Below are 21,918 nucleotides of genomic sequence, written 5' to 3'. Positions count from 1 at the left end.
TCACTCCTTCTCTTCCCCCTCAGGGGTAATCTCGTACACTCTTTCCGCAACGTCCGTATATAATACGCCGTTCAAGTGGTCAATTTCATGTTGAAACGCCCGCGCCAACAGCTCGGAGCCGGTATAAGTCACTTCCTTGCCATTGCGGTCCAGCCCCTTGACCGTGACCGTCATCGCCCGGCGTACATCGCCGCGATACCCCGGAATGCTGAGGCAGCCCTCCGGCCCGAATTGTTCGCCTTCCGTGGATACGATCTCCGGATTAACCAGCTCGATTAATCCATTCTCATCCCCCACATCCACCACGATCACCCGCTTCAGGATCCCGATTTGCGGCGCAGCAAGACCGACCCCTTCCGCATCGTACATCGTATCCGCCATATCGGTCAGCAGCTTCTGAATGTTGGGCGTAATTTTCTTGACTTCCTTCGCTACCTGGTGCAGCACTTCATCCGGTTCCTTCACGATGATCCGAATCGCCATGATGGCACTCCCTTTCCCGTCTTCACTTTGCTAGTTTCGATTGGTCTTTTCCTATTCTAACCCAAATATATGTCAGCAGATAAAAAATGGATCATTTCAAACTGCGAAAAATTACATCAGCATTTGCGGATCTACGTCGATGCTGATCTGCAGCAAAGCGTCGCGCAATTGATCCAGCGTCGCCGCCGCCGTCTCCCGAACCAGCCCCACCGCGTCAAGTTCGCCGCGGTATTTGACCATGCATTGGAACCGGTAGCGATTCTTGATGCGCGGGATCGGCGAGGCCACCGGGCCAAGGATGTCCAGTGCCGCCGGCGCAAACCGATCCAGGCTGCCGAACCAGCCTTGGCGCTGGGCTTTGGCCCGCAGATCGCCGGCAAAATTCTCGGCCATCCGCAGCAGCAACGGCAACTTCTCATGCGACAGCGTGACGAGGATCAGTCTGCTATAAGGCGGATAATGCAGCGCCTTGCGTGTTTTCAGCTCCTCGCGAACGAAGGACAAATAGTCGTGGCCGCTGGCATGAACAATGGAATAGTGCTCCGGCATATAGGATTGAATGAAGACTTCGCCGGGAAGATGATGCCGTCCCGCGCGGCCGGCGACCTGCGTCAACAGCTGGAACGTCTTCTCTGCCGACCGAAAATCAGGGAAGTTTAGCGCGGTATCCGCAGCGATGACCCCGACCAGCGTAACATCCGGAAAATCCAATCCCTTCGCCACCATCTGGGTTCCGAGCAGGACATCGCCTTTTTTCTCGCGGAACGCTTGCAGCAGCTTCTCGTGGGCTCCTTTTTCGCTGGTCGTATCAACGTCCATGCGAATCACACGGATGCCGGGGAACAGCTTGGCCAGCTCCCCTTCGACCCGCTGGGTTCCGGTTCCGAAATAGCGGATATGTTCGCTGCCGCATTCCGGGCATACCGACGGAGCAACTTCCGCGTAGCCGCAGTAGTGACAGCGCAGGTTGTTCGACTTCTGATGGTAGGTCAGCGAGATGTCGCAATCCGGGCAACCCGCCACGTAACCGCAGGACCGGCACATGACAAAAGTCGAATACCCGCGCCGATTCAGCAGCAGCACGGTCTGCTCGCCACGCTCCAGCCGTGCGGCGATGCCTTGATGCAGCGCGCGGCTGAACATCGAGCGGTTGCCTTCCTTCAGCTCCTCGCGCATATCGACGATTTGAACGCCGGGCAGCTGGCTGCCGGCCGGACGCTGCTTCATCTCCAGCAACACCGGGGCGTACTCCCCGTGATCGCCGCCTGCCGATCGCGCCGCGTGGTAACTCTCCAGCGAAGGGGTGGCCGAACCGAGGATCACGGCCGCGCCATGCTGGCGCGCTCGCTTGACCGCCACATCGCGGGCATGATATTTCGGCGTCTCCTCTTGCTTGTAGGAGGTCTCATGCTCTTCGTCCATGACGATTAACCCCAAGCGATTGAACGGGGCAAAAATGGCCGAGCGTGCGCCAATCGCCACTTCCACCCGTCCTTCACGGATTTTGCGCCATTCGTCGTACCGCTCGCCGGTGGACAAGCGGCTGTGCATCACCGCTACTTTCACGCCGAACCGTCCCTTAAACCGTTCGACCATCTGCGGAGTCAGGGAAATTTCCGGCACCAGCACGATCGCCTGGCGCCCTGATGCGATGCAGCGCTCAATCGTCTGCAGGTACACCTCGGTTTTGCCGCTGCCCGTGACTCCGTGCAGCAAGAACACTTCATGACGCTCCGCATCCAGCGATTCCGCCAGACGGCGGTAGACCAGCTCCTGCTCCGGCGTCCGCGTCAGCGGCTCGCTACGCTGGAAGCGCCGGCCTTGATAGGGATCGCGGAACACCTCGACATCCTCGATCACGGCGAAACCTTTCTCCGCCAGTTTCTTCACCGTTCCGGCCGTCACCTGCAGCGTTGACAGCACTTCCTGGAGCGACATCGGCAAACCGATCTCCAGCAGGTAGGACAGCACTTCCTTCTGCCGGCGCGCCTGCGGACCGAAAGATGCAAGCGCCTCCTGCGCCGCTTGGCCGCTCACCGCAGCCGCCACCGTCTTGACCGTCTTCTTGCGCACCTTGTCTTTGATCGCCTGACTTTCCGTCAGTACCCCCCGGCTCAGCATTTCTTTGATCAGACCTGCCGCATCCGGGTATCTGTCGCCAAGCTGGGTCATCGTGACGGTGTCGGAGGCCCGGACAAACTCCAGGATTTCTTGTTCCTCCGGTGTGAGCAGACGCGGCAGTGCATACAGAGAATCGGTGCGATCCGCAGCGGCTGCTGTGCCTTCCTCCGTCGGATCTTCCTCCGCCACTCGAATGTATCGTTCGGCTTTGCCTTTCAGCGCCGCCGGAATCATCGCTTGCAGCGCTGCGATCAGGCTGCAGGCATACTTGCGGCTCATCCATTCCGCCAATTCCACCAGGTCCGGCGGCAGCGGCGGCGTCATATCCAGCAGCTCCTGAATCGGCTTCATTCGCGCCCGGTCCATCTCCGGCTGCTCATGCAGGGATACGACAAACCCCTGAACCGTACGGCGCCCGAACGGAACGCCCACCCGGCTGCCTACCTCGATCCAGCCGGCCATCGATTCAGGGATTAAATAGTCAAAAGGCCGATCGGTTTCCCGGCTCGGCACATCGACAATCACTTTGGCCATGCGGTAGATCATTGGTTCGTTCCTGCCAAACGTTCGCCAGCCAGCTCCAGGATTTGCAGAGCTACCTCATCCTTCGCCAACTGCGGCACGGATCGAACTAACCCGGACGCATCGTAGATGTTCACGATGTTGGTGTCGGAACCAAACCCCGCTCCCTGCTGGGTAACATCATTGGCTACCAGAAGATCGCAGTTTTTGCGCTTCAGCTTATCCAGGGCATGCTGTTCCACGTTTTCCGTCTCGGCCGCGAAGCCGATTAGAAACTGCGTTGTTTTTTGCTTGCCCAGCGTTTCCAGAATATCGATGTTCTTCACGAGCTCCAGCACGAGAGCATCCTCGCTTTTTTTGATTTTCTGCACGGCCGCTTCCTTCGGCCGGTAATCCGCGACGGCGGCGGCCATCACGAGAATATCGGTGTCGGCCCACACCGCCTGCACCGCCTCGTACATGTCCTGCGCCGATAACACGCGGGTGACCGGAATGCCGACCGGCGGCTCCACCTGCGTATGCCCCGCGATCAGCACGACCTCTGCGCCCAGACGTCGCGCCGCTTTGGCGATCGCGAATCCCATTTTCCCTGAAGAATCATTGGTGATATAGCGCACAGGGTCAATCCGTTCCACGGTGCCTCCCGCCGTCACAACGACCTTCTTGCCGAACAAGGGCTTTTGCGAGATGCGGTCTTCCCGGGCAAAATAATCCTTCACGACCTGCACGATCGATTCCGGTTCCTCCATTCGTCCTTTCCCGGTGTATCCGCACGCCAGCAGGCCCTCCCCAGGCTCAATCATCAGGACGCCGCGCGCAGCCAGCTCCGCCAAATTGCGGGTAACGGCCGGGTGATCGTACATATGGACATTCATCGCCGGCGCAAGCATGATCGGCGCCTGGGTTGCCAGCAGCGTCGTCGACAACATGTCGTCGGCGATGCCTGCCGCCATTTTGCCGATAATGTTGGCCGTTGCCGGCGCCACCAGCACGATATCCGCCCAATCCGCCAAATTAATGTGCAGAATGGAATCGGCATACTTCTCGTCAAAGGTGTCGGTGTACACGAAATTTTTCGATAATACCTGCAACGTCAGGTCCGTGATAAATTTGGTCGCGGATTCAGTCATGATGACGCGGACCTCCGCGCCTTCCTTCACCAGCTTACTGCACAAGGACGCCGCTTTGAATGCGGCAATGCCGCCGGTTACGCCTAACAAAACCTTTTTGCCGGTTAACATCGCTACCCCTCGCTTTCCCCAAAAGAAAAAAATAACAACCTCGCGGTTGTTGTAAAAAGAAGCCCGGAGGCCTTTCGTATATAGCTATTTCTCTGAATCAGTCTTTGGTGTTCTCTTCAGGCACTACGTCTTGGTGTTTCAGCTTAATGTAGTCGCCGTAGATCTCTTCAAGGGCGATGCCCACCTGCTTGTGCGATCTCGGCTGCTTCAGTTCGCTCTTGTCCCCTTCGCGCAGCTGTCTAGCACGCCGGGAAGCCGCGACAACCAAAGAGTATTTACTGCCGACTTTTCCGAGCATTTTGTCAATCGATGGATACAGCATGTTTAAAAACACCTCTTCTTATTTGGACTCACCGCCGCAGGAACGCGCAAGTGTTAACACGACTTTCTGATTTTGCAGTGTTCGGCGATGATAATGGATTGGATTCGCTGGCAGGCCAAATCGATCTCATCATTGACGACGGCATAATCATAATTCTCCATCAGTCCGATCTCGTGGGCCGCCACGCTCATGCGGTGATCGATCGTCGCCTGGTTCTCCGTTCCACGCCCCTGAATCCGACCCTTCAACTCGTCAAGCGACGGCGGCAGTAGGAACACAAACACGCCCTCGGGAAATTTCTCCTTGACCTTGAGCGCTCCTTGAACTTCGATTTCCAGAATGATATCTTTCCCGCCGGCCAGCGTCTCCTCCACAAAATCGCGGGGAGTCCCGTAATAGTTGCCAACGTACTCCGCATATTCCAGAAGCTGATCCTTGTCGATCATTTCCAGAAACTGCTCACGACTCTTGAAGAAGTAATTCACGCCGTTCTCTTCCCCGAGCCGGGGTTGCCGCGTGGTGGCCGAGACGGAATAAATCAGCTCCGGCATCCGTTTGCGCAGCTCGGTGCATACCGTGCCTTTGCCAACGCCAGATGGTCCAGACAATACGATAAGTAACCCTTTAGACATATCTCTCTCCATTTTATTCGTCGTTGTCTTCATCTTTGGTGGACAGACGATGAGCAACCGTCTCCGGCTGCACCGCCGACAAGATTACATGATCGCTATCCGTGATGATCACGGCGCGCGTCCGCCGCCCGTATGTAGCGTCGATCAGCATATGGCGATCCCTCGCCTCCTGAATGATCCGCTTGATCGGCGCGGACTCGGGGCTGACGATCGAAATGATCCGGTTGGCCGATACGATATTTCCGAAGCCGATGTTAATAAGTTTGATTGCCATGTTCAGGTAGTTCCCCCTAATTTGCTTGACTCACCCGGCGCCGGGCAGGATGGCTTACTCGAGATTCGCCGCCTGTTCGCGGATCTTCTCCAATTCTGCCTTCATCTCGACGACCAGGTTGACTAGAGCCAAATGATTGGCTTTAGATCCGATCGTATTGGTTTCCCGGTTCATTTCCTGTATGAGAAAATCCAACTTTCGCCCTACCGGTTCATACGCTTGAAGCAGGCTGCGACACTGCTCGAAGTGGCTCTTCAAGCGAATCAGCTCTTCATCGATGTTGGACCGATCGGCAAATACGGCCACTTCCATCGCAAATCGCTGTTCGTCATAGCTCCCTTCCAGCAATTCGGCAAGCCGCCCTTTCAGACGGCTTCGATATTCGTTCACGACCTCCGGGGCCAACCGAACCAACTCGCCGTGGATCGCCTCCAGCCGCTGCAGGCGCTGCCCCAGATCCGCAGCCAGATGCTTCCCTTCCCGCTCCCGCATCCCCAGAAGCCCGATCAGGGCTTCCTCCAGGCCATCGCTCAGGATCTGTTCCCAATCGGGCTCAGCACCGCCGGCCGGGGTGATCTCTGCTGGCGCCGTCAAGGCGTCGGGCAGGGACAGCAGATCCCGGGCACTCAGCTTCGCCTCGACACCGTAATGCTTGGCGAGCTCGCCGGCAGCCTCCAAATAGGCTTCGACAGCCGGTCGGTTCAAAACGTATGGGAGGGTGCCGGATTCATCGCGTTCTTTACTGATGTATACATCAATGCGTCCCCGTTTGATGTGGCGCAGAACCAGACGCCTCAGTCCGTCTTCATAGCACGTCCATTCCCGCGGCATCCGCAGGACAACCTCGGCGTACCGATGGTTGACAGACTTGATTTCAAATTGGACGACGTAACCGCCATGCGTTCTGACGGCCCCACCGTACCCTGTCATACTGTGCGACATAGGCATCACATCCGTTACCCTATTGTAATTGATTATGTCAACCGAGACAAGTGGGCCGTGCTCCGTTTGGACTTCTCGCGGACATAATTCATCAAGGCGACATTCATTTCGTAGAACATAAACGGCGTCATGAGATAGATCCCGTTAAAATGCTCCATCGCCGTATCGAGCAATTCTTTGGCGATTTCTACCCCCATCGCCCGTCCTTCTTCGCCCTGCAGCCCTTCCATTCGCTTGCGGACGTCCGCAGACAGCTGGATCCCAGGAACTTCGTTGTGCAAATACTCGGCGTTTTTGCCGCTGGCCAGCGGCATGATCCCCATGAATATCGGAATGTCCAAATGCGCCGTTGCCTGCTTGATCGCCACGATCAACTCGGGATCGTAGACCGGCTGGGTCATGATGTAATCGGCGCCGGAGGCGATTTTCTTCTCCAACCGCTCCACCGCTTTGTGCAAATGCTTCACGTTCGGGTTAAACGCGGCGCCGACGACGAATTTGGCTTTTTGCTTAAGAGGCTTGCCGGAGAAGGAGATCCCGTCGTTCAACTGCTTGATCATGCGAATGATCTCGAACGACGTCAAATCGTACACCGAACTGGCTCCCGGCAGGTCGCCGAAGCGGGCGGGGTCGCCCGTCACGGCAAGCACATGGTCGATGCCCAGCGCATCAAAGCCCATCATGTGCGACTGCGTACCGATCAGATTGCGGTCCCGGCAGGCGATATGCACGAGCGGTCTCAGGCCCAGCCGAGATTGAACGAGATGCCCGAGCGCCATATTGCTCATCCGCGTTACGGCAAGCGAGTTATCCGCCAGGGTGAGCGCATCGACGCCCGCCTCTTTCAAAGCGGCCGCCCCTTCCATGAATTTGCCGATGTCCAGGTCGCGCGGCGGATCCAGCTCGACGATGACGGTGTGACGTTCTTTCACGAGCTCGGTCAGACTCGGCAGCCCAAGGCTCCCGCCGCCTGTGTTGGCATCTGCATCACGCCGTTCTGCCAGCGACACAGCAACGGACCGACGAGGCTCCGGCAGCTTCGGTTCGCTCGCCAGCGGCGTAGCGGCATACCCTTTAAGCGCACCTGCCATGGCCGCGATATGCTCCGGCGTCGTGCCGCAGCATCCTCCGATTAATCTGGCCCCCAAATCGGCAAAGGATGGAGCGCATTCCCCGAAATATTCCGGTGTGGCTCCATATACATATTCTCCATCAACATAGTCCGCCAAACCTGCATTCGGGAATACGGACATCGGTACATCGAGGGGTCCTCCTACTCCATCCATCACGCCCATGATTCCTTTCGGACCGGAATGGCAGTTGAAACCGAGCACATCCGCCCCCTCCTGGAGCAAGATCCCAAATGCTTCCGGGATCGTAAACCCGTCCAGCGTCCGTCCGATTTGATCGACGGCAAACTGGCAAATCACCGGGATGTCGGTCAGCTTCCGACCCCGCTCCAAGGCAATCCGCATCTCCTCCAGGTCGTAAAACGTCTCGAACAGCAGCGCGTCTACCCCTTCGGCCAGCATGGCGGCGATTTGCTGTTCGAAGTAGATTCCAAGTTCCTGAGTGGTGACGTTCGCCCGTTTGCCGCCGCGGATGGAACCTACCGCTCCCGCAACAAAGGCGCGGTCCCCTGCCGCTTGCTTGGCAATCCGTACTGCGGCCCGGTTGATGTCCTCTACCTTGGCTTCCAGGCCAAATTTAGACAATTTATAGTAATTCGCCGAAAACGTATTGGTTTCCAACAGCCGAGCTCCGGCATCGAGATAGCGGCGATGAATGTCGCCGATCACGTCCGGGCGCAGCAAATTAAATTCTTCATAAGAAATGCCGACCGGAAAACCCAACTGGTACAAATAGGTCCCCATGGCTCCGTCGCCGACGATAATTTCGCGTTCCCAAGTCGTACGCAAATCCGGTTTCATGCTTCTGCCCCCTGACTGCCGTGATGTCTTATCGCCTCTTGATCAACCCCGGCGCAAACTATTATCATCCTAATTTATCATAAATCCCCCAGAATGATAAGGTATGTTTCCGGATTCCCAAACGTATCGCAAAAAGCCGGGCCTCCGCTAGGGAGAACCCGGCTTGCTCGCAACAACGCCCGTGATCGTGCCGCGTTCCTCATTAAATTTCGACTCTGCCTTCGTACACCGCTTCCGCCGGCCCCGTCATGTATACATGGTTGTCGCGTTCGTCCCATTCAATGAACAGGTCGCCGCCCTTCAGGCCGATCCACGCGGCGCGATCCGTCAATCCGTTCAGCACGGAGGACACCAGCGTGGCGCAGGCGCCTGTTCCGCAAGCGAGCGTTGGACCCGCCCCGCGTTCCCATACGCGCATCTCCACCCGCTGACGGTTCGTAACGGTGGCGAATTCAACGTTGATCTTGCGCGGGAAGTACGGATGCACCTCCAGTTTCGGGCCCCATGTCGTCAAATCGAAGTTCGGCGCATCATCGACGTAGATGACGCAATGCGGGTTGCCCATGGAGACGGATGTGAACCTAAATTCCCGGCCGTTCGTCTCAATCGGCTGATGGAGCACCGGATGTTGATCCAGTGTCGTCGGTACGGCCAGGCCGTCCAGGATCGGCTCGCCCATGTCGACCCGAACCGTCTTGACCTCTCCATCCTCCACCTGCAAGCTCACCTGCTGCACGCCAGCGCCCAAAGTTTCGATCGTGACGCTGTCCTTCTCAACCAGGCGGTGATCGTATACATATTTAGCTACGCAGCGGATCGCGTTCCCGCACTGCTCCGCTTCCGTGCCGTCGGAGTTGATGATGCGCATTTTAAAATCCGCTCGCTCCGACGGAAGGATGAAGACCAGCCCGTCCCCGCCGACACCGAAATAGCGGTTACACCAACGGATCGCCAGCTCGGATACATGATCCGGGAGCTGCTTCTCACCGTAAAACACCAGGAAGTCGTTGCCCAGCCCGTGCATTTTCGTAAATTCCATACTAACCCCACTCCTGCATCATCAAATTGATAGGGTTAGTCTATCTTTTGATCGGCGCGAAGGCTATTGATTTTATGCACGAATATTTGTACTTTTCGCGGTGACGAATGGACGCGGCCCGCTGCTGCGCCGATTCCGCTTGCCCGACCAGACGCTGCCCGCCCCCATCAGGAAGGTTGGAATGCCTGCGGCCACGAGCGTGATGGCCCACTCCCGCGTGCCGAGCGGAATCGTTTTGAAGATCGGCTGCAGAGGTTCGATGTACATTACGCCAAGCAGCAGGACTATCGACGACAGAACCGCGGCGACCAGATATTTATTTTGCAAAATATTGCGATGGAAAATCGAGCGCGAGCTCCGGCAGTCAAACACATGAATCAGCTGCGCCATGACCAGGGTGGCGAAGGCGACCGATTGCGCTTTGATCAATTGGGCCGGATCGTTTGGCGCGACCCGCAGCGTCAGCCAGAAGGCGCCCAGCGTGCAGACGCCGATCAGCACCCCGCGGCTGATGATCTTCCAGCCGAGCCGGCGGGCAAAGATATTCTCGTTCGCGCCGCGCGGCTTGTGCTCCATCAGATCCTTCTCCGGCTGGTCAACGCCCAGCGCCATCGCCGGCAAGCCGTCGGTCACCAGGTTGACCCACAAAATCTGGATCGGCAAGAGCGGCAGCGGCAACCCGGCCAGCATGGCGAAGAACATCGTCAATATTTCGCCGACATTGGAGGCCAGCAAATAACGGATAAACTTTCGGATGTTCTCGTAAATGCTGCGGCCTTCTTCAATCGCCGCCACAATCGACGTAAAGTTATCATCGCTTAAGATCAGCGAGGATGCCTCTTTGGACACGTCCGTCCCCGTCATCCCCATAGCGATGCCGATATCAGCCGCCTTAATCGCGGGCGCATCATTCACGCCGTCACCGGTCATCGCAACGACATGCCCGTTCCGTTGCAGCGCCTTCACAATCCGCAGCTTATGCTCCGGAGATACCCGGGAGTAGACGTAGATATTCTCCACCTGCTTCTCCAGTTGCTCATCGCTGAGCAGCTCCAGCTGTTGGCCCGACATCGAGGTTCCGCCGCGCGGCAAGATGCCGAGATCGGCTGCGATCGCCTCCGCAGTCAGTCCGTGATCGCCGGTGATCATCACCGTCTTGATGCCCGCCCGGCGGCAGACGGTGATCGCATCGCGCGCTTCGCGGCGCGGCGGATCGATCATTCCGGTGAGGCCAACGAAGATCAGCTGCGATTCCACATGATCTTCGTGATCCAACCCTTCCGCGGGCTTCAGATCGCGGTAAGCCAACCCGAGGACGCGCAATGCGCTGCGGGCCATTTGCTCATTGGCCGCTTGCACCTTCTGCCGGAACGTACCGGTGAAGGGGACTACTTTGCCATCCCACAGGATATACGAGCAGCGTTCTAGCAGCATGTCCGGTGCGCCTTTGACCAGCGCCATTTTGCCGCCTTGGTGGGAGACGATCACGGACATCCGCTTGCGCTTGGAATCGAAAGGAAACTCCTGATCGCGCACATACATCCCGCTTAGCGCCGCCGGCGACAAGCCCATTTTGGAGGCCAACGTCACCAGCGCTCCTTCCGTCGGGTCGCCCTTCAGCTTCCACACGGGACCGGATGCGGCGGCATCCTCCTTTGTTTTGCGGCGGGCGTGCTTCTCCGGATCATCGTCATAGATGACCGCATTGCTGCACAAGGCGCTGATCTGCAGCAGCCGGCGCAAGCTTTGGTCCTTGCGCAGATCGACGGGGATGCCCTGGTCGAGGATATGGCCAACCGGCTCGTACCCTTCGCCTGTCACTTCGAGCGACCGCCCTTCCAGCCATAACCGGGTAACGGTCATCTTGTTCTGGGTCAGCGTGCCGGTCTTATCCGAACAGATGACCGTAGCGCAGCCGAGCGTTTCCACCGACGGCAGCTTGCGGACGATCGCCTTGCGTTTGATCATCCGCTGTACGCCCAGCGCCAGCGCGATCGTCACAATGGCCGGCAAGCCTTCCGGAATGGCGGCTACCGCCAGGCTGACCCCCGCGAAGAACATGCTCTTCGCCGGCTGCCCTTGCAGGATCCCCAGGAGCACCACGACGACGGTCAAGCCAAGCGCCATATAAATCAGGATTTTGCCCAACTGCTCCAGACGCCGTTGCAGCGGGGTTTCCTGAACCTCGGTATTTTGGATCAGATCGGCGATTTTCCCCATCTCGGTGTCCATGCCCGTGCGAATGACGATTCCACGGCCCGTTCCGCGGGTGATCATCGTGCCCATGAAGCCGATATTCTTCTGGTCGCCCAGCGGAACATCGCTTTCGTTCAGCACTCCCGCGTGCTTGCCCACCGGATGCGATTCGCCGGTCAGAGCGGATTCTTCCACGTCCAGGCTGTTCGTGGATAACCAGCGAATGTCAGCCGGAATCCGGTCTCCGCTCTCCAGCAGGACGATATCTCCCGGAACCAGCTCCCTGGCCTGAATGTTCTTGACGGCGCCCTGGCGCAGCACGTTGGCATGGGGCGCGGACAGCTCCTTCAAGGCCCGCAGGGAACGCTCCGCGCGGAATTCCTGGATAAATCCAAGCACCCCGTTCAGAATAATGATGGCGATAATCGTAACGGCATCCAGATATTCGCCAAGAAAACCGGAAATCAGCGTGGCGCCCATCAGCACCAGCATCATAAAATCCTTGAACTGGTTCAGGAACAGCAGGATCGGGGAGATGCGCTCTCCTTCCTGCAGCTCGTTCCAGCCGGACTCCTCGCGTCTCTTCTGCGCTTCTTCATCGGTCAGGCCCTGTTCACGCGTGACGCCGAAGCGTTCCAGAAGCGCTTCACTGCTCCACTGGTGCCAGTTTTTTTGTTCCATCCTCCTTATTCCCCTTCCGTTTATTATGCAGTATCGGCGTGAAGGCTTTTCCACCTAGGGTAAATGTATTCCGGCCCGTCCCAAATTATCACAAGGGGGCCCTTAAGTTTTTGCCTGAAGTATGGCATCATAGAGGGGGGCTACCTAGCTGAACAGCCTTTCTATCATTCCAAGGTGAAGAACAGGAGAATATCATCAAATGGCATTGGACGGCATCGTAACCAGAGCGATCGTACACGAGCTGCAAGTCTGTATCGGCGGTCGCATCAATAAAATACATCAGCCCGCAGGAAGCGACCTTGTATTTCACCTGCGCACGCAGGCCGGGAACAAACGGCTCTTGCTGTCGGCGAATCCGACGTATCCGCGGGTTCATTTCACGGATGCCTCATTCCCGAACCCTCTGGAAGCCCCGATGTTCTGCATGCTGCTGCGCAAATACTGCGAAGGCGGAACTATCGAAGCGGTGAACCAGGTCGGCATGGAGCGCATCATCCACATTGACGTCCGTACGCGCGATGAGCTTGGCGATTTGTCCATCAAGCGAATCATCATCGAATTGATGGGACGGCACAGCAACATCATCCTGATAGATCCGGCCACCGGCACCCAGTTGGACGGAATTCATCACGTGACGCCGGCGATCTCCGGCTATCGGGTTGTGATGCCCGGCTTCGCCTATACGGCGCCGCCGGAACAGCATAAGCGCCATCCGCTCGAGGCGGATCGCGAGGCTTTTCTGGCCGCATGGCAAGCGGCGGCGGCCGAAGGCAAAGGCGCCGGCAGCGGCTGGCTGGTCGACGCGTTCGGGGGCCTGAGCCCGCTGATCGCCGGCGAAATCTATGCCCGCGCGGGGGTTGGCGGTGCCGCGATGGAGATCGGGCTGAACCCGGAGGAGGCGGAGCGGCTGTGGTTGGCTTTTTCCGGATTGATGGAGGAAGTTCGCAACCAGCGGTACGCCCCGATGACCGGTGAGAACGCCAAGGGAAAGAGCATCTTCTCCGCCATCCGGCTCACCAGCGCAAGCGGGGAGATTCGCACCTATCCTTCGATCAGCGAATGCATGGAGGATTACTACGGAGATAAAGCGCTGCGGGACACGGTCAAGCAGAAAACGAGCGACCTGCTGCGGTTCCTGCAGAACGAGCGGAACAAGAACATAAAGAAGCTGACCAATCTGGAGCAGGACTTGAACGAAGCGGAGGATGCCGAACGCTACCGCATTTGGGGCGAGCTGCTTCTTCCTTCGCTGCACGCGATCCGCAAAGGCGACGCCAGCGTGGAACTCGTCAACTACTACGATGAGGAGCAGGGAATGGAGACGATTCCGCTCGATCCGCTGCTGACACCCTCGGAGAACGCGCAGCGTTATTTTAAGAAGTACAATAAATTCAAAAACAGCCTCGCCGTAATCGATGAGCAAATGGAGTTGGCTAAAGGGGAAATCGCTTATCTCGAAGGCTTGCTGCAGCAACTAAACGACGCGACGTTAAGCGATATCGACGAAATCCGCGAAGAGCTGACCCAGCAGGGATACTTGCGCGATCGGGCAAAACGGGGCAAGAAGAAGAAAAAATCCGACCGTCCGACGCTGCACGTCTATACCTCGTCGGAGGGCATCGAAATTTACGTCGGCAAAAACAACCTGCAGAACGAATACGTCACGAACCGGCTGGGCAAACCCAACGATACCTGGCTGCATACGAAGGACATCCCGGGTTCGCACGTGCTGATCCGCAGCGAGTCGTACGGCGACGCAACGCTGAACGAAGCCGCGCAGCTCGCCGCTTATTTCAGCCAGGCGAAGGAGTCCAGCAGCGTCCCGGTCGACTGCACGCTGATTCGCCACGTCCGCAAGCCCAGTGGCGCCAAACCCGGCTTCGTGATTTACGACCATCAGCGGACGTTGTACGTCACGCCGGATGAGCAGTTGATCAAGGCGCTGCCGAATACGGTGAAGAATGGCTGATGCCTGATGCCGCAATGGATGGATGAAGCTGCAAATGGATGCCTGAAGCACGGTGCGGGTGCTTGATGCTCGATGCGGATGTTGGAGCACGGTGCGGATGCTCGATGGGAGCCCCCTGCTCCCTCTCCCGCCTGCAATTCCAAATGTAAAAGTACAGTTGAATCCCCTCCGAAATCGCCAAATGGAGTCAATCAAATGTAAAAGTGCAGTAGATTCCAGGCATCGCGGGGATTTTGGAGGATTGAACACCGAACGAGCTGCACTTTTGCAGTTCAACTGTCCAAACAAGCACTTTTCCGCAGAATGAGCTGCACTTTTGCATTTGAGTATATAAAAAACGGTGCGCCGCAGGGAGCTCTTAAGCCCTTGGACGCACCGTTTTATTAATTTCTCGCAGCCCGCCCGGCTGCCGCCGCCTGCTTCAGCCGTTCCACCGCCCCCGGCGGCGCCGTGCGTCCGCCCAAGTCGCCGTGGAAGACGACGCCCTGCCGTACCCCGTGGTAATCGGAACCGCCGGTCACGATCAGCTCGTATTGCTCGGCCATGGCGGTATACCGCAGCTCTTCCTCCGGCCCGTGATCCGAGTGGTACACTTCAATCCCGTCCGGCTTCCCGCGCTCCAGGATCGACCGAACCAACTCGTCATCCCCGTATAACCCGGGGTGAGCCAGCACCGGCGCACCGCCCGCCTCGCGGATCCATGCGATCGCTTCTTCCGGCGCGATGCGCGGCAGCGATGCGTATCCCGGTTTGCCTTCGGCCAAATACCGGTCAAACGCATCGCGCATATCGGTCGCATAGCCCTTGCGAACGAGGGCATCGGCGATATGGGGGCGACCCAGACTCTCATCCGGACGCAATGGCCGAGCCAACCCGTCTTTCACTTCCTCCAGTGTAATCGACAAGCCTAACTGCTGCAGCTTGGCGAGGATCAGCCCGTTCCGCTCATCGCGGACCGAGCGAAGTCGAGCCAACCGCTCCAGAAGTTGCTCGTCTTCCGTATTCAGGAAGTACCCCAGCACGTGGATATCCTTCCCTCCGGCACGGGTACTGATTTCGATGCCGGGAACGACATCCACGCCAAGCTCCTTCCCGGCCAACAGCGCCTCCGCGATCCCGGCAACGGTGTCGTGATCCGTAATGGCCAAGCCCGTGAGTCCTTTCTCCTTCGCCAGCCTTACATTTTCCGCAGGTTGATTCATCCCGTCCGAGGCTTGGGTATGCGAATGCAGGTCGTAGCGTTCATTGGCTGAATATGGTTCCATGCCTATCCCATCCTTCATTTTGTTCTTAAGTAGTTTGCGAATATTCCCGCAGGAAGGTCAGAAAAGTTACCGCAGTTACCGGCAGCAGCGTTGATTTCAAGTGGATCGAATAAAACATCCGTTTGAACGACAACCCTTCGATGTCCAGGACTTCCAGGAGTCCCAGCGCTTGTTCATGTTTGACGGAGGAAGGTGAAATAATCGTGAGGCCGATTCCGGCTTCTACCGCCGATTTCACCGCACCGGTGCTGCCAAGCTCCATGACCGTATGGAGTTGGCTGATATCGACACCGCGTCTTCGCATTTCATCCTCCATCACCTGACGGGTGCCGGAGCCTTTCTCCCGCAGCACAAAAGGGAAATGGACGGCTTCCTCCACCGTGACGGACTTCCTCCCCGACAACGGGTGACCTGAAGGAACGATCAGCTTGAGTTCATCTTCCATGACGGGCTCGGATACCAGGTCCGGGTGCTGAACCGGCGCCTCGACCAGACCGAAATTCAACTGATGGTTGACGATCTCCTCGATAATTTGCGTCGTATTGATGACCTTCATCACGATCGAGATATGCGGGTACCGCTGACCAAACGGGCCGAGCAGCCGAGGCAGGACATATTCCCCGATCGTCAGACTGGAGCCAAGCACAAGCCGCCCCTCCAGCATAGACGTATGCCGAGACATAGCCTGCTCCGTTTCGCGGATAAGCTCCACACTTTGACGGGCGAACGGAAGCAGGATTTGGCCGGCTTCGGTTAATTCGATCCGTTTCGTAGATCGGACCAGCAGCTTGGTACCGAAGTAGTCTTCCAACGATTGGATCTGCATCGTGACGGCAGGCTGCGTCATGTGCAAAGCTTGGGCGGCTGCCGAGAAGCTGCCCCGCTGCACCACCGTATAGAAAATATGCAGCTGGTGGTAGTTCAACGCCATCGTCCGGCACTCCCCTTTCGCTTTCTTTCCCTTACAATAGCATGACCCGGCTAACAAAAAAAGCATGCCGCTCGCCGACATGCTTGATTCTTAACCCTCGGTATCTATGATCCCACATCGTCCTATCTCCGCTTGCGGCTGTTCTTCATCAGGGTCATCCGCCGGGAGTGGCGAAGCCAGGAATAATAGGATTTCAAATCGCGCAGCTCGATGGTTTCAGACATCCGCCCCAGAAAGGTGACGATGATCATCCGATGCATCGGTCTTCCGGCTAAATCGAATTCGCCGGGAATCTCCGCAAATTCCGCAACCATCACAAGATCGTCATCAATCAGATAGACGTCTTCTTCCTTCCGATAATACGGTGTAATCCGACCTTGCTTCAGACATTCCCAGGCCCATCCGGCGATCTGCTCGAACCCGATATTGTCCCGATCGATTCTGTCCTGATATCTGAGCTTGGCATGGTTCGTCACTACGATATCGGCAACTCTCTTGTCCCCTAGCGCAATATAGAAGGATTCATAGGTTCTCCAGCGTTCCGTTGCCCTGTCTCTCATGCCGCACCTCGCATTAAATAGGTCTATGTAAATAGAAACTTAAGTGATTAGGTCTTTTTAACTAAGCACTTTTGCCTATTATATTACATCAATCCCTAAATTTCTACAAGGTCACAGCGCTTATTTTCCAAGAATAAGGAGAATTTTAGAACTTTAGACTTACGACAAATTCCAGGTCCTTCGTCCCAATGGTATCTTGGGCAAAAAAAGCCGCGCAACGAGGATCGCTGCACGGCTTTGACGTTCCGACGGTCAGGCTGTTCCCTTTACAATCCGTAGAAACGGGTTTTATCCGGGACGTCTTTGCTGTATTCCGTTTTGATTTCCCCGCGGTAAGACCGCTCGATTTTGCGAACATAGGACAGCTTGCGGATGTTCCGCATCGTCTCCTCCGCCCGGTCGGCATTGACATACATGACCACATAATGCATCCGGCGGGACAGATAATGCACGCTTCCGTATTTATCCAAGTTTCTTGCCGCTTTCAAGTCGCTTACCCAAATGATATAGCCTGTACGCTCCGGAAACATGACTTTCCCCTCCCGTTCCTCAACTATGAAAATTCCGGAAAAACAACGGCGCTGCCGCTGCTTCCGGAATTATCGGCTGCCTATGCCATTAGCCGCAGCTGCAACTTCCTCCGCTGCCGCATCCACCCTTTGGATTCGGATCATTGCTCGGTACTTTGATCGAATTGGAGACGGCATAAGCGATCATTTCTGACATCTGGTGAAGGATATCGTCCAACTCGTTCTCGGCCGCTTTGAACCTGCGGACCGCCTCGAAGCGCTCCAATTCCCGCTCCACCTCAGCCACTTTATCCTTGGCCTCGTGGTAGTTGGGATGGAAGTGTCCGAAGCGTTCGGTCTCACGGAACAACTCCTTCTGAGCCTCCAATTTCTTGACCCAAGCCTGAATCTCGTGATCCTCCTCCACGCGCCGCTTCCAATACAAGTATTCGGAAACAGCGGCGGATTGATTTATCATATCGCCCAATTCATAGGCGTTTGTCAGCACTTCGGCCATGTCGACCGTGTTCTTTGCGATTACGCTCATGAATTTTCATCTCGCTTTTGCGGTTATTGTTCCACCCTAGGGTAGACGTCATTATCATACCACAATCCTTTAGCGAGCAGAAGAGGTTCATCCTTCCTAATCTCCCGTTTAGCGTAAACCTTCCGGGAGGATCAGGCGGATCGCCTGCCAATCTCCGGGAGAGATTACGCGTTCCTCTCTTGGCTCCTCGGACGAATGAAGCAGCCGGACCTTTACCTGCCACTCCGCTTCCCCTTCTACGGCTAGCGGCACGCATAGAACCGTCTCCCCGCCAAGTTGCAGCAGGAGCTTGGCGTGCCATACCAGGGCTCGTTCGACCAGTTCCCGGGCGGTTGAGGCGTGATAGCGCCGCAACTCCTTCCACCACATGGCGGGGATCTCGGACAATCCGGGGAACAGCTCCGCCTCGTCCGGCGAACCATGTTCCGGCTCGTAGAAATGCAGATCCGCGCCTTTGTAAATCCATCCCTGACCCTTTTGCTGCATCAGCAACTCTAAGCCAGGCGAGGTCACTTCCGTCAGCTTCGGAACCTCCCACTCGTCCGAATCTTCTCCCCGGTTAAGAGGAGCTAACCGCTCATCATCCAGAGCCTTCATGATCTCCGCCTCAAAAGCTGGATTGACCCGAAAATGAAGCGGGCCAATCCGCTCCAGCTTCCCCGCCAATAGCGGCAGGGCGGCAATCCGCTCCGCGGCTTCCGCGTCTTGGCAACTGAGCAGCCTCACATCTGCCAGCGACGTGCGGCCGATCTCCCGGCCCCACTGAAGCAGTGCATCGCGGACAGGATCCGGCACGCCGGCGGAATGCGCTTCCAGCAGCCGCAGGATCTCCTGCGGCGGGCGGCCCTGCTGGCTCGCCTGCTCCACCCCTGCCCGCGTCAGACGATAGACGCTCATCACGCCGAAGGAGGCCAGTTCGGCACAGGCCTCCAGCTCGAAACGCACGGAGAACGGCACGTCCGGCGGTACGAAGATCTCGAAGTCGGGCTGAACAATTAGCTTGCCCGCAGGAGCTTGGGATGTCGGTGATTGGACGGGCTCCCGTTCGATCAACCAGCGAAACATCACCCCATCCTCAGGATGGCGGCCAAGCTCCATCCAGCCGAATCCGCTCATGGCGTCAAGCCATCCTGCGATCCAGGCTTCCTGCTCGGGGGAAGGAGCCCCCTCCGCCCCTATTCCCCCTTCGTCTTGGAGAGACCCCAGCAGTTCCTCAAGGGAATACCAGACGCCGGGCCGCAGGTCCGCCGCTGCCATTCGCAGAGCAACATGCTGGAGTACGGCGTCAGCCGGAATATAACGCTGCAGCAGCTCGTGCAGCAGGATGAGGTTCATCTGCGGGAGGTCTAGCGACAGCCAGGCTGCCAATCCCGGGGGAGCGACCCGCCAAACCGCCCTTTCCTTGGCGATCAATCCCAGCGACAACAGCAGATCCAAGACGACCGCAAGCGCAGGCGAGTAAACATCCGGATGCGGATAATTCAGCCGCAGCCCCGCGACATCCTCCGCTTGGAGCGTTATCCGGTTCTCCAGCTTGCCGCGTTCCTTCTGATGAATCGTCCCTTTGGCCGTCATCCGCAGCCCGCTGCCCGCAATCCAGGTTAAGGCACGGAACAGATCCAGCGCCAGGCCGGGTTTCGCTTCCCTTATCAGCTCTACACGGGCCGGATTCTGCTCCTGAAGCTCCGCATATCCCCATATCTTCCAAAATTCCAGCAGTTGGCTCAGCGGAATGTAGTACAACTTCTCGCCCCAGGCCTTGCGCACCGCTGCAAGGGCTCCGGAGCGCAGCAGCGCAGGCAGCGCGGCGCGTATGTCAGCCCCGCATATACTCCCGGCTGCAGCGGCATTAGCTTGCTCCAGCTTGAACGGCTGCCCGGCATAACGGTGAAACAAAAGCCGGAGCACCCCCAGTTCCGATGCCTTTGGCCGAGGCCCGCCCAGCTCCCCGGAAGTCGGAGCCCCTTCATCTTCATAAGCCGGCAATCCCGATCCCTTGCTCATTCTCTAGCCCCCTCTTGCTCCCGCTGCACGACGTACTCGTACCCTTGCTCCAGCAAAAATAACTGCCGCCGAAGCGCAAACTCCTGCTCCCGGGTGTTCTCCGAAACCAGCGTATAGAAATAAGCCCGGCTGTTGTCCCGCTTTGGACGCAAAATCCGTCCCAGCCGCTGCGCTTCCTCTTGCCGCGAGCCAAAGCTGCCGGAGATTTGAATCGCCACCGACGCATCCGGCAAATCCACTGCAAAATTGGCCACCTTCGATACCGCCAACACCCGCAAATCTCCCGCGCGGAAGGCCTGAAACAATCTGCCCCGCTCCTCCTGCGGCGTGCTTCCGGTAATCAGCGGGACTTGAAGCTCCCCCGCCAAGCTCTGCAGTTGGTCCAAATACTGCCCGATAATCAGCACTTGGCGATCCCGGTGACGGTCGAGAAGCCGCCGCACGATCTCATTCTTATACGGATTCTCCGCGGCGATGCGAAACTTCTCCCGCCCTTCGGCCTGAACATATTGATCCTGCTGAGTTGCGGGCATCTCCACCCGGATTTCCTGACAATCCACCTGGGCGATAAATCCGCTCTCCTCCAGCGTTCTCCATGGAACGTCGTACCGCTTCGGTCCAATCAGGGAGAAGACGTCCCTTTCGCAGCCATCCTCACGAATCAATGTGGCGGTTAAGCCAAGACGTCTCGTCGCCTGAATATCCGCCGTCGCCCGAAAGATCGGAGCCGGGAGCAAATGCACTTCGTCATAGATGATCAAACCCCAGTCGCGTTCATTAAACAAGGACATGTGCTTGAAGCCTTCTTCTTTCCGCGAGCGGTGCGTCAAGATTTGATACGTGGATACCGTGACCGGTTTAACCTGCTTCTTCTCGCCGGAGTATTCCCCGATCGCCTCGGCGGGAAGCGTGGTTTTGGAGTTCAACTCGGCAATCCATTGGCGTACCGAGGTTACATTGGAGGTTAGGATCAGCGTTTCGCATTGGAAACGTTCCATCGCCGCCAATCCCACTACGGTTTTCCCCGCTCCGCAAGGGAGAACCACGACACCGCTGCCGCCCTCGTCGGCCTTGCCTGTAAAAGCGGCGACCGCTTGCTGCTGGTAAGGTCGGAGCCGGAACGGCCGCCCCCCTTCCAGCTCCTGGCGGAGTGCAAACTCCAGGTTGCGGCCTTGGTGATACCCTGCTTCGTCAATCACAGGATAACCCATACGGGCGAGCTCCTGCTTTAACCGCCCGCGCCAGGAGGCTGGAAGCAGGAGATGATGCTCGTCCACTAGCCTCCATGTTCCTGCAGGTAAAACGAGCTTGCCGGCCAAACGCTCCAGAAAGCCCGTCCCTTCAACGCCTCCGTACTCTAGTTCCAACTGGTTACCCTCGCCGGGCATCGGACGCAGTTTTAACTGTCCGTAACGGTCCATCCAACGGCGGATGTCTTCCGAAACTCCGCTGGGCAGCCCGTACCGGGCCAGGGAAGCGAGTTCCTCCAGTACCGTATCCGCGCTCATCCCGCAGGAGGCGGCATGCCAGAGGGTGAGCGGAGTCATTCGATATGTATGATAATAAGCCGGGCTCTTCACCAACTCGGCATAATGGGAGAGTCGTTCCCGTGCCGTTTCGAAGCCGGGATGCTCCTTTTCCAGCAGCACCGTCAAGTCTCGCTGTACGATGCATGCACCCGTTTCTGTCATCGGTTATGCCCTCCTTTTCGGTCAGCTGGCCGCAGCCAGCAAAAAGAGAAGTCCGCCT

Annotated in this window: 18 protein-coding genes; 1 reads left to right on the top strand and 17 read right to left on the bottom strand. The window is 57.4% G+C overall.

Translation table 11 applies throughout. From position 1 onward, the window contains the following. The 10 genes from def to BN3795_RS13120 all read right to left on the bottom strand — a co-directional run bounded on the left by def (window position 1) and on the right by BN3795_RS13120 (window position 12,384). The gene (gene def / locus BN3795_RS13165; protein WP_068785096.1) at window positions 1–483 is read right to left on the bottom strand and encodes a peptide deformylase; all 483 of its coding nucleotides are present in this window, start codon (window positions 481–483) and stop codon (window positions 1–3) included. A 111-nt stretch (window positions 484–594) separates the two neighbouring features. Continuing rightward, a complete protein-coding gene (priA, locus tag BN3795_RS13160; RefSeq protein WP_068785095.1) occupies window positions 595–3,150 on the bottom strand; it encodes a primosomal protein N' in 2,556 nt (851 codons plus the stop codon). After that, window positions 3,147–4,367: a bifunctional phosphopantothenoylcysteine decarboxylase/phosphopantothenate--cysteine ligase CoaBC gene (coaBC, locus tag BN3795_RS13155; protein WP_068785094.1), complete on the bottom strand. Its 1,221-nt coding sequence runs from the start codon at window positions 4,365–4,367 to the stop codon at window positions 3,147–3,149. Before coaBC ends, priA begins: the two co-directional genes overlap by 4 nt. A gap of 97 nt (window positions 4,368–4,464) precedes the next feature. After that, window positions 4,465–4,689, bottom strand: a complete 225-nt coding sequence (rpoZ, locus tag BN3795_RS13150) for a DNA-directed RNA polymerase subunit omega (protein ID WP_068785093.1) — start codon at window positions 4,687–4,689, stop codon at window positions 4,465–4,467. Between the two features lie 53 nt (window positions 4,690–4,742). Then, on the bottom strand, window positions 4,743–5,321 hold the full coding sequence (gene gmk / locus BN3795_RS13145; protein WP_068785092.1) for a guanylate kinase: 579 nt from the start codon (window positions 5,319–5,321) through the stop codon (window positions 4,743–4,745). A gap of 13 nt (window positions 5,322–5,334) precedes the next feature. Continuing rightward, window positions 5,335–5,595: an extracellular matrix/biofilm regulator RemA gene (gene remA / locus BN3795_RS13140; RefSeq protein ID WP_018751582.1), complete on the bottom strand. Its 261-nt coding sequence runs from the start codon at window positions 5,593–5,595 to the stop codon at window positions 5,335–5,337. A 54-nt stretch (window positions 5,596–5,649) separates the two neighbouring features. Next, window positions 5,650–6,537 carry a YicC/YloC family endoribonuclease gene (locus BN3795_RS13135; RefSeq protein WP_068785091.1) on the bottom strand — a complete coding sequence of 296 codons (888 nt, stop codon included), beginning with the start codon at window positions 6,535–6,537 and terminating at the stop codon, window positions 5,650–5,652. 32 nt (window positions 6,538–6,569) lie between these two features. Continuing rightward, window positions 6,570–8,468 carry a bifunctional homocysteine S-methyltransferase/methylenetetrahydrofolate reductase gene (locus BN3795_RS13130; protein ID WP_068785090.1) on the bottom strand — a complete coding sequence of 633 codons (1,899 nt, stop codon included), beginning with the start codon at window positions 8,466–8,468 and terminating at the stop codon, window positions 6,570–6,572. Window positions 8,469–8,670: 202 nt separating this feature from the next. Continuing rightward, entirely contained in the window at window positions 8,671–9,507 is an 837-nt protein-coding gene (dapF, locus tag BN3795_RS13125) for a diaminopimelate epimerase (protein ID WP_068785089.1), read from the bottom strand. Between the two features lie 72 nt (window positions 9,508–9,579). Continuing rightward, complete coding sequence (locus BN3795_RS13120; protein WP_068785088.1) at window positions 9,580–12,384, bottom strand: calcium-translocating P-type ATPase, SERCA-type; 2,805 nt, start codon at window positions 12,382–12,384, stop codon at window positions 9,580–9,582. Between the two features lie 199 nt (window positions 12,385–12,583). On the opposite strand from BN3795_RS13120, the gene BN3795_RS13115 reads away from it, so the two are divergent. After that, window positions 12,584–14,353: an Rqc2 family fibronectin-binding protein gene (locus BN3795_RS13115; protein ID WP_068785087.1), complete on the top strand. Its 1,770-nt coding sequence runs from the start codon at window positions 12,584–12,586 to the stop codon at window positions 14,351–14,353. A 383-nt stretch (window positions 14,354–14,736) separates the two neighbouring features. On the opposite strand, the gene BN3795_RS13110 is transcribed toward BN3795_RS13115, so the two are convergent. From BN3795_RS13110 to BN3795_RS13080, 7 genes are all read right to left on the bottom strand, one after another. Then, window positions 14,737–15,618 carry a PHP domain-containing protein gene (locus BN3795_RS13110; RefSeq protein WP_068785086.1) on the bottom strand — a complete coding sequence of 294 codons (882 nt, stop codon included), beginning with the start codon at window positions 15,616–15,618 and terminating at the stop codon, window positions 14,737–14,739. A gap of 25 nt (window positions 15,619–15,643) precedes the next feature. After that, window positions 15,644–16,549, bottom strand: coding sequence for a selenium metabolism-associated LysR family transcriptional regulator (locus tag BN3795_RS13105; protein ID WP_068785085.1), 906 nt, complete (start codon window positions 16,547–16,549; stop codon window positions 15,644–15,646). A gap of 122 nt (window positions 16,550–16,671) precedes the next feature. Next, a complete protein-coding gene (locus BN3795_RS13100; RefSeq protein ID WP_068785084.1) occupies window positions 16,672–17,109 on the bottom strand; it encodes a hypothetical protein in 438 nt (145 codons plus the stop codon). Window positions 17,110–17,375: 266 nt separating this feature from the next. Further along, a complete protein-coding gene (locus tag BN3795_RS13095) occupies window positions 17,376–17,639 on the bottom strand; it encodes a YlbG family protein (protein WP_059043766.1) in 264 nt (87 codons plus the stop codon). Between the two features lie 88 nt (window positions 17,640–17,727). Continuing rightward, a complete protein-coding gene (locus BN3795_RS13090; protein WP_068785083.1) occupies window positions 17,728–18,165 on the bottom strand; it encodes a YlbF family regulator in 438 nt (145 codons plus the stop codon). Between the two features lie 108 nt (window positions 18,166–18,273). Continuing rightward, a complete protein-coding gene (locus BN3795_RS13085; RefSeq protein ID WP_068785082.1) occupies window positions 18,274–20,169 on the bottom strand; it encodes a helicase-associated domain-containing protein in 1,896 nt (631 codons plus the stop codon). Further along, window positions 20,166–21,860, bottom strand: coding sequence for a DNA repair helicase XPB (locus tag BN3795_RS13080; RefSeq protein ID WP_068785081.1), 1,695 nt, complete (start codon window positions 21,858–21,860; stop codon window positions 20,166–20,168). Before BN3795_RS13080 ends, BN3795_RS13085 begins: the two co-directional genes overlap by 4 nt. Window positions 21,861–21,918 lie beyond the last annotated feature (58 nt).

It is taken from the genome of Paenibacillus phocaeensis, assembly GCF_900021165.1.
GTDB lineage: Bacteria > Bacillota > Bacilli > Paenibacillales > Paenibacillaceae > Fontibacillus > Fontibacillus phocaensis.
This window is presented reverse-complemented; position numbering and strand designations above follow the sequence as displayed.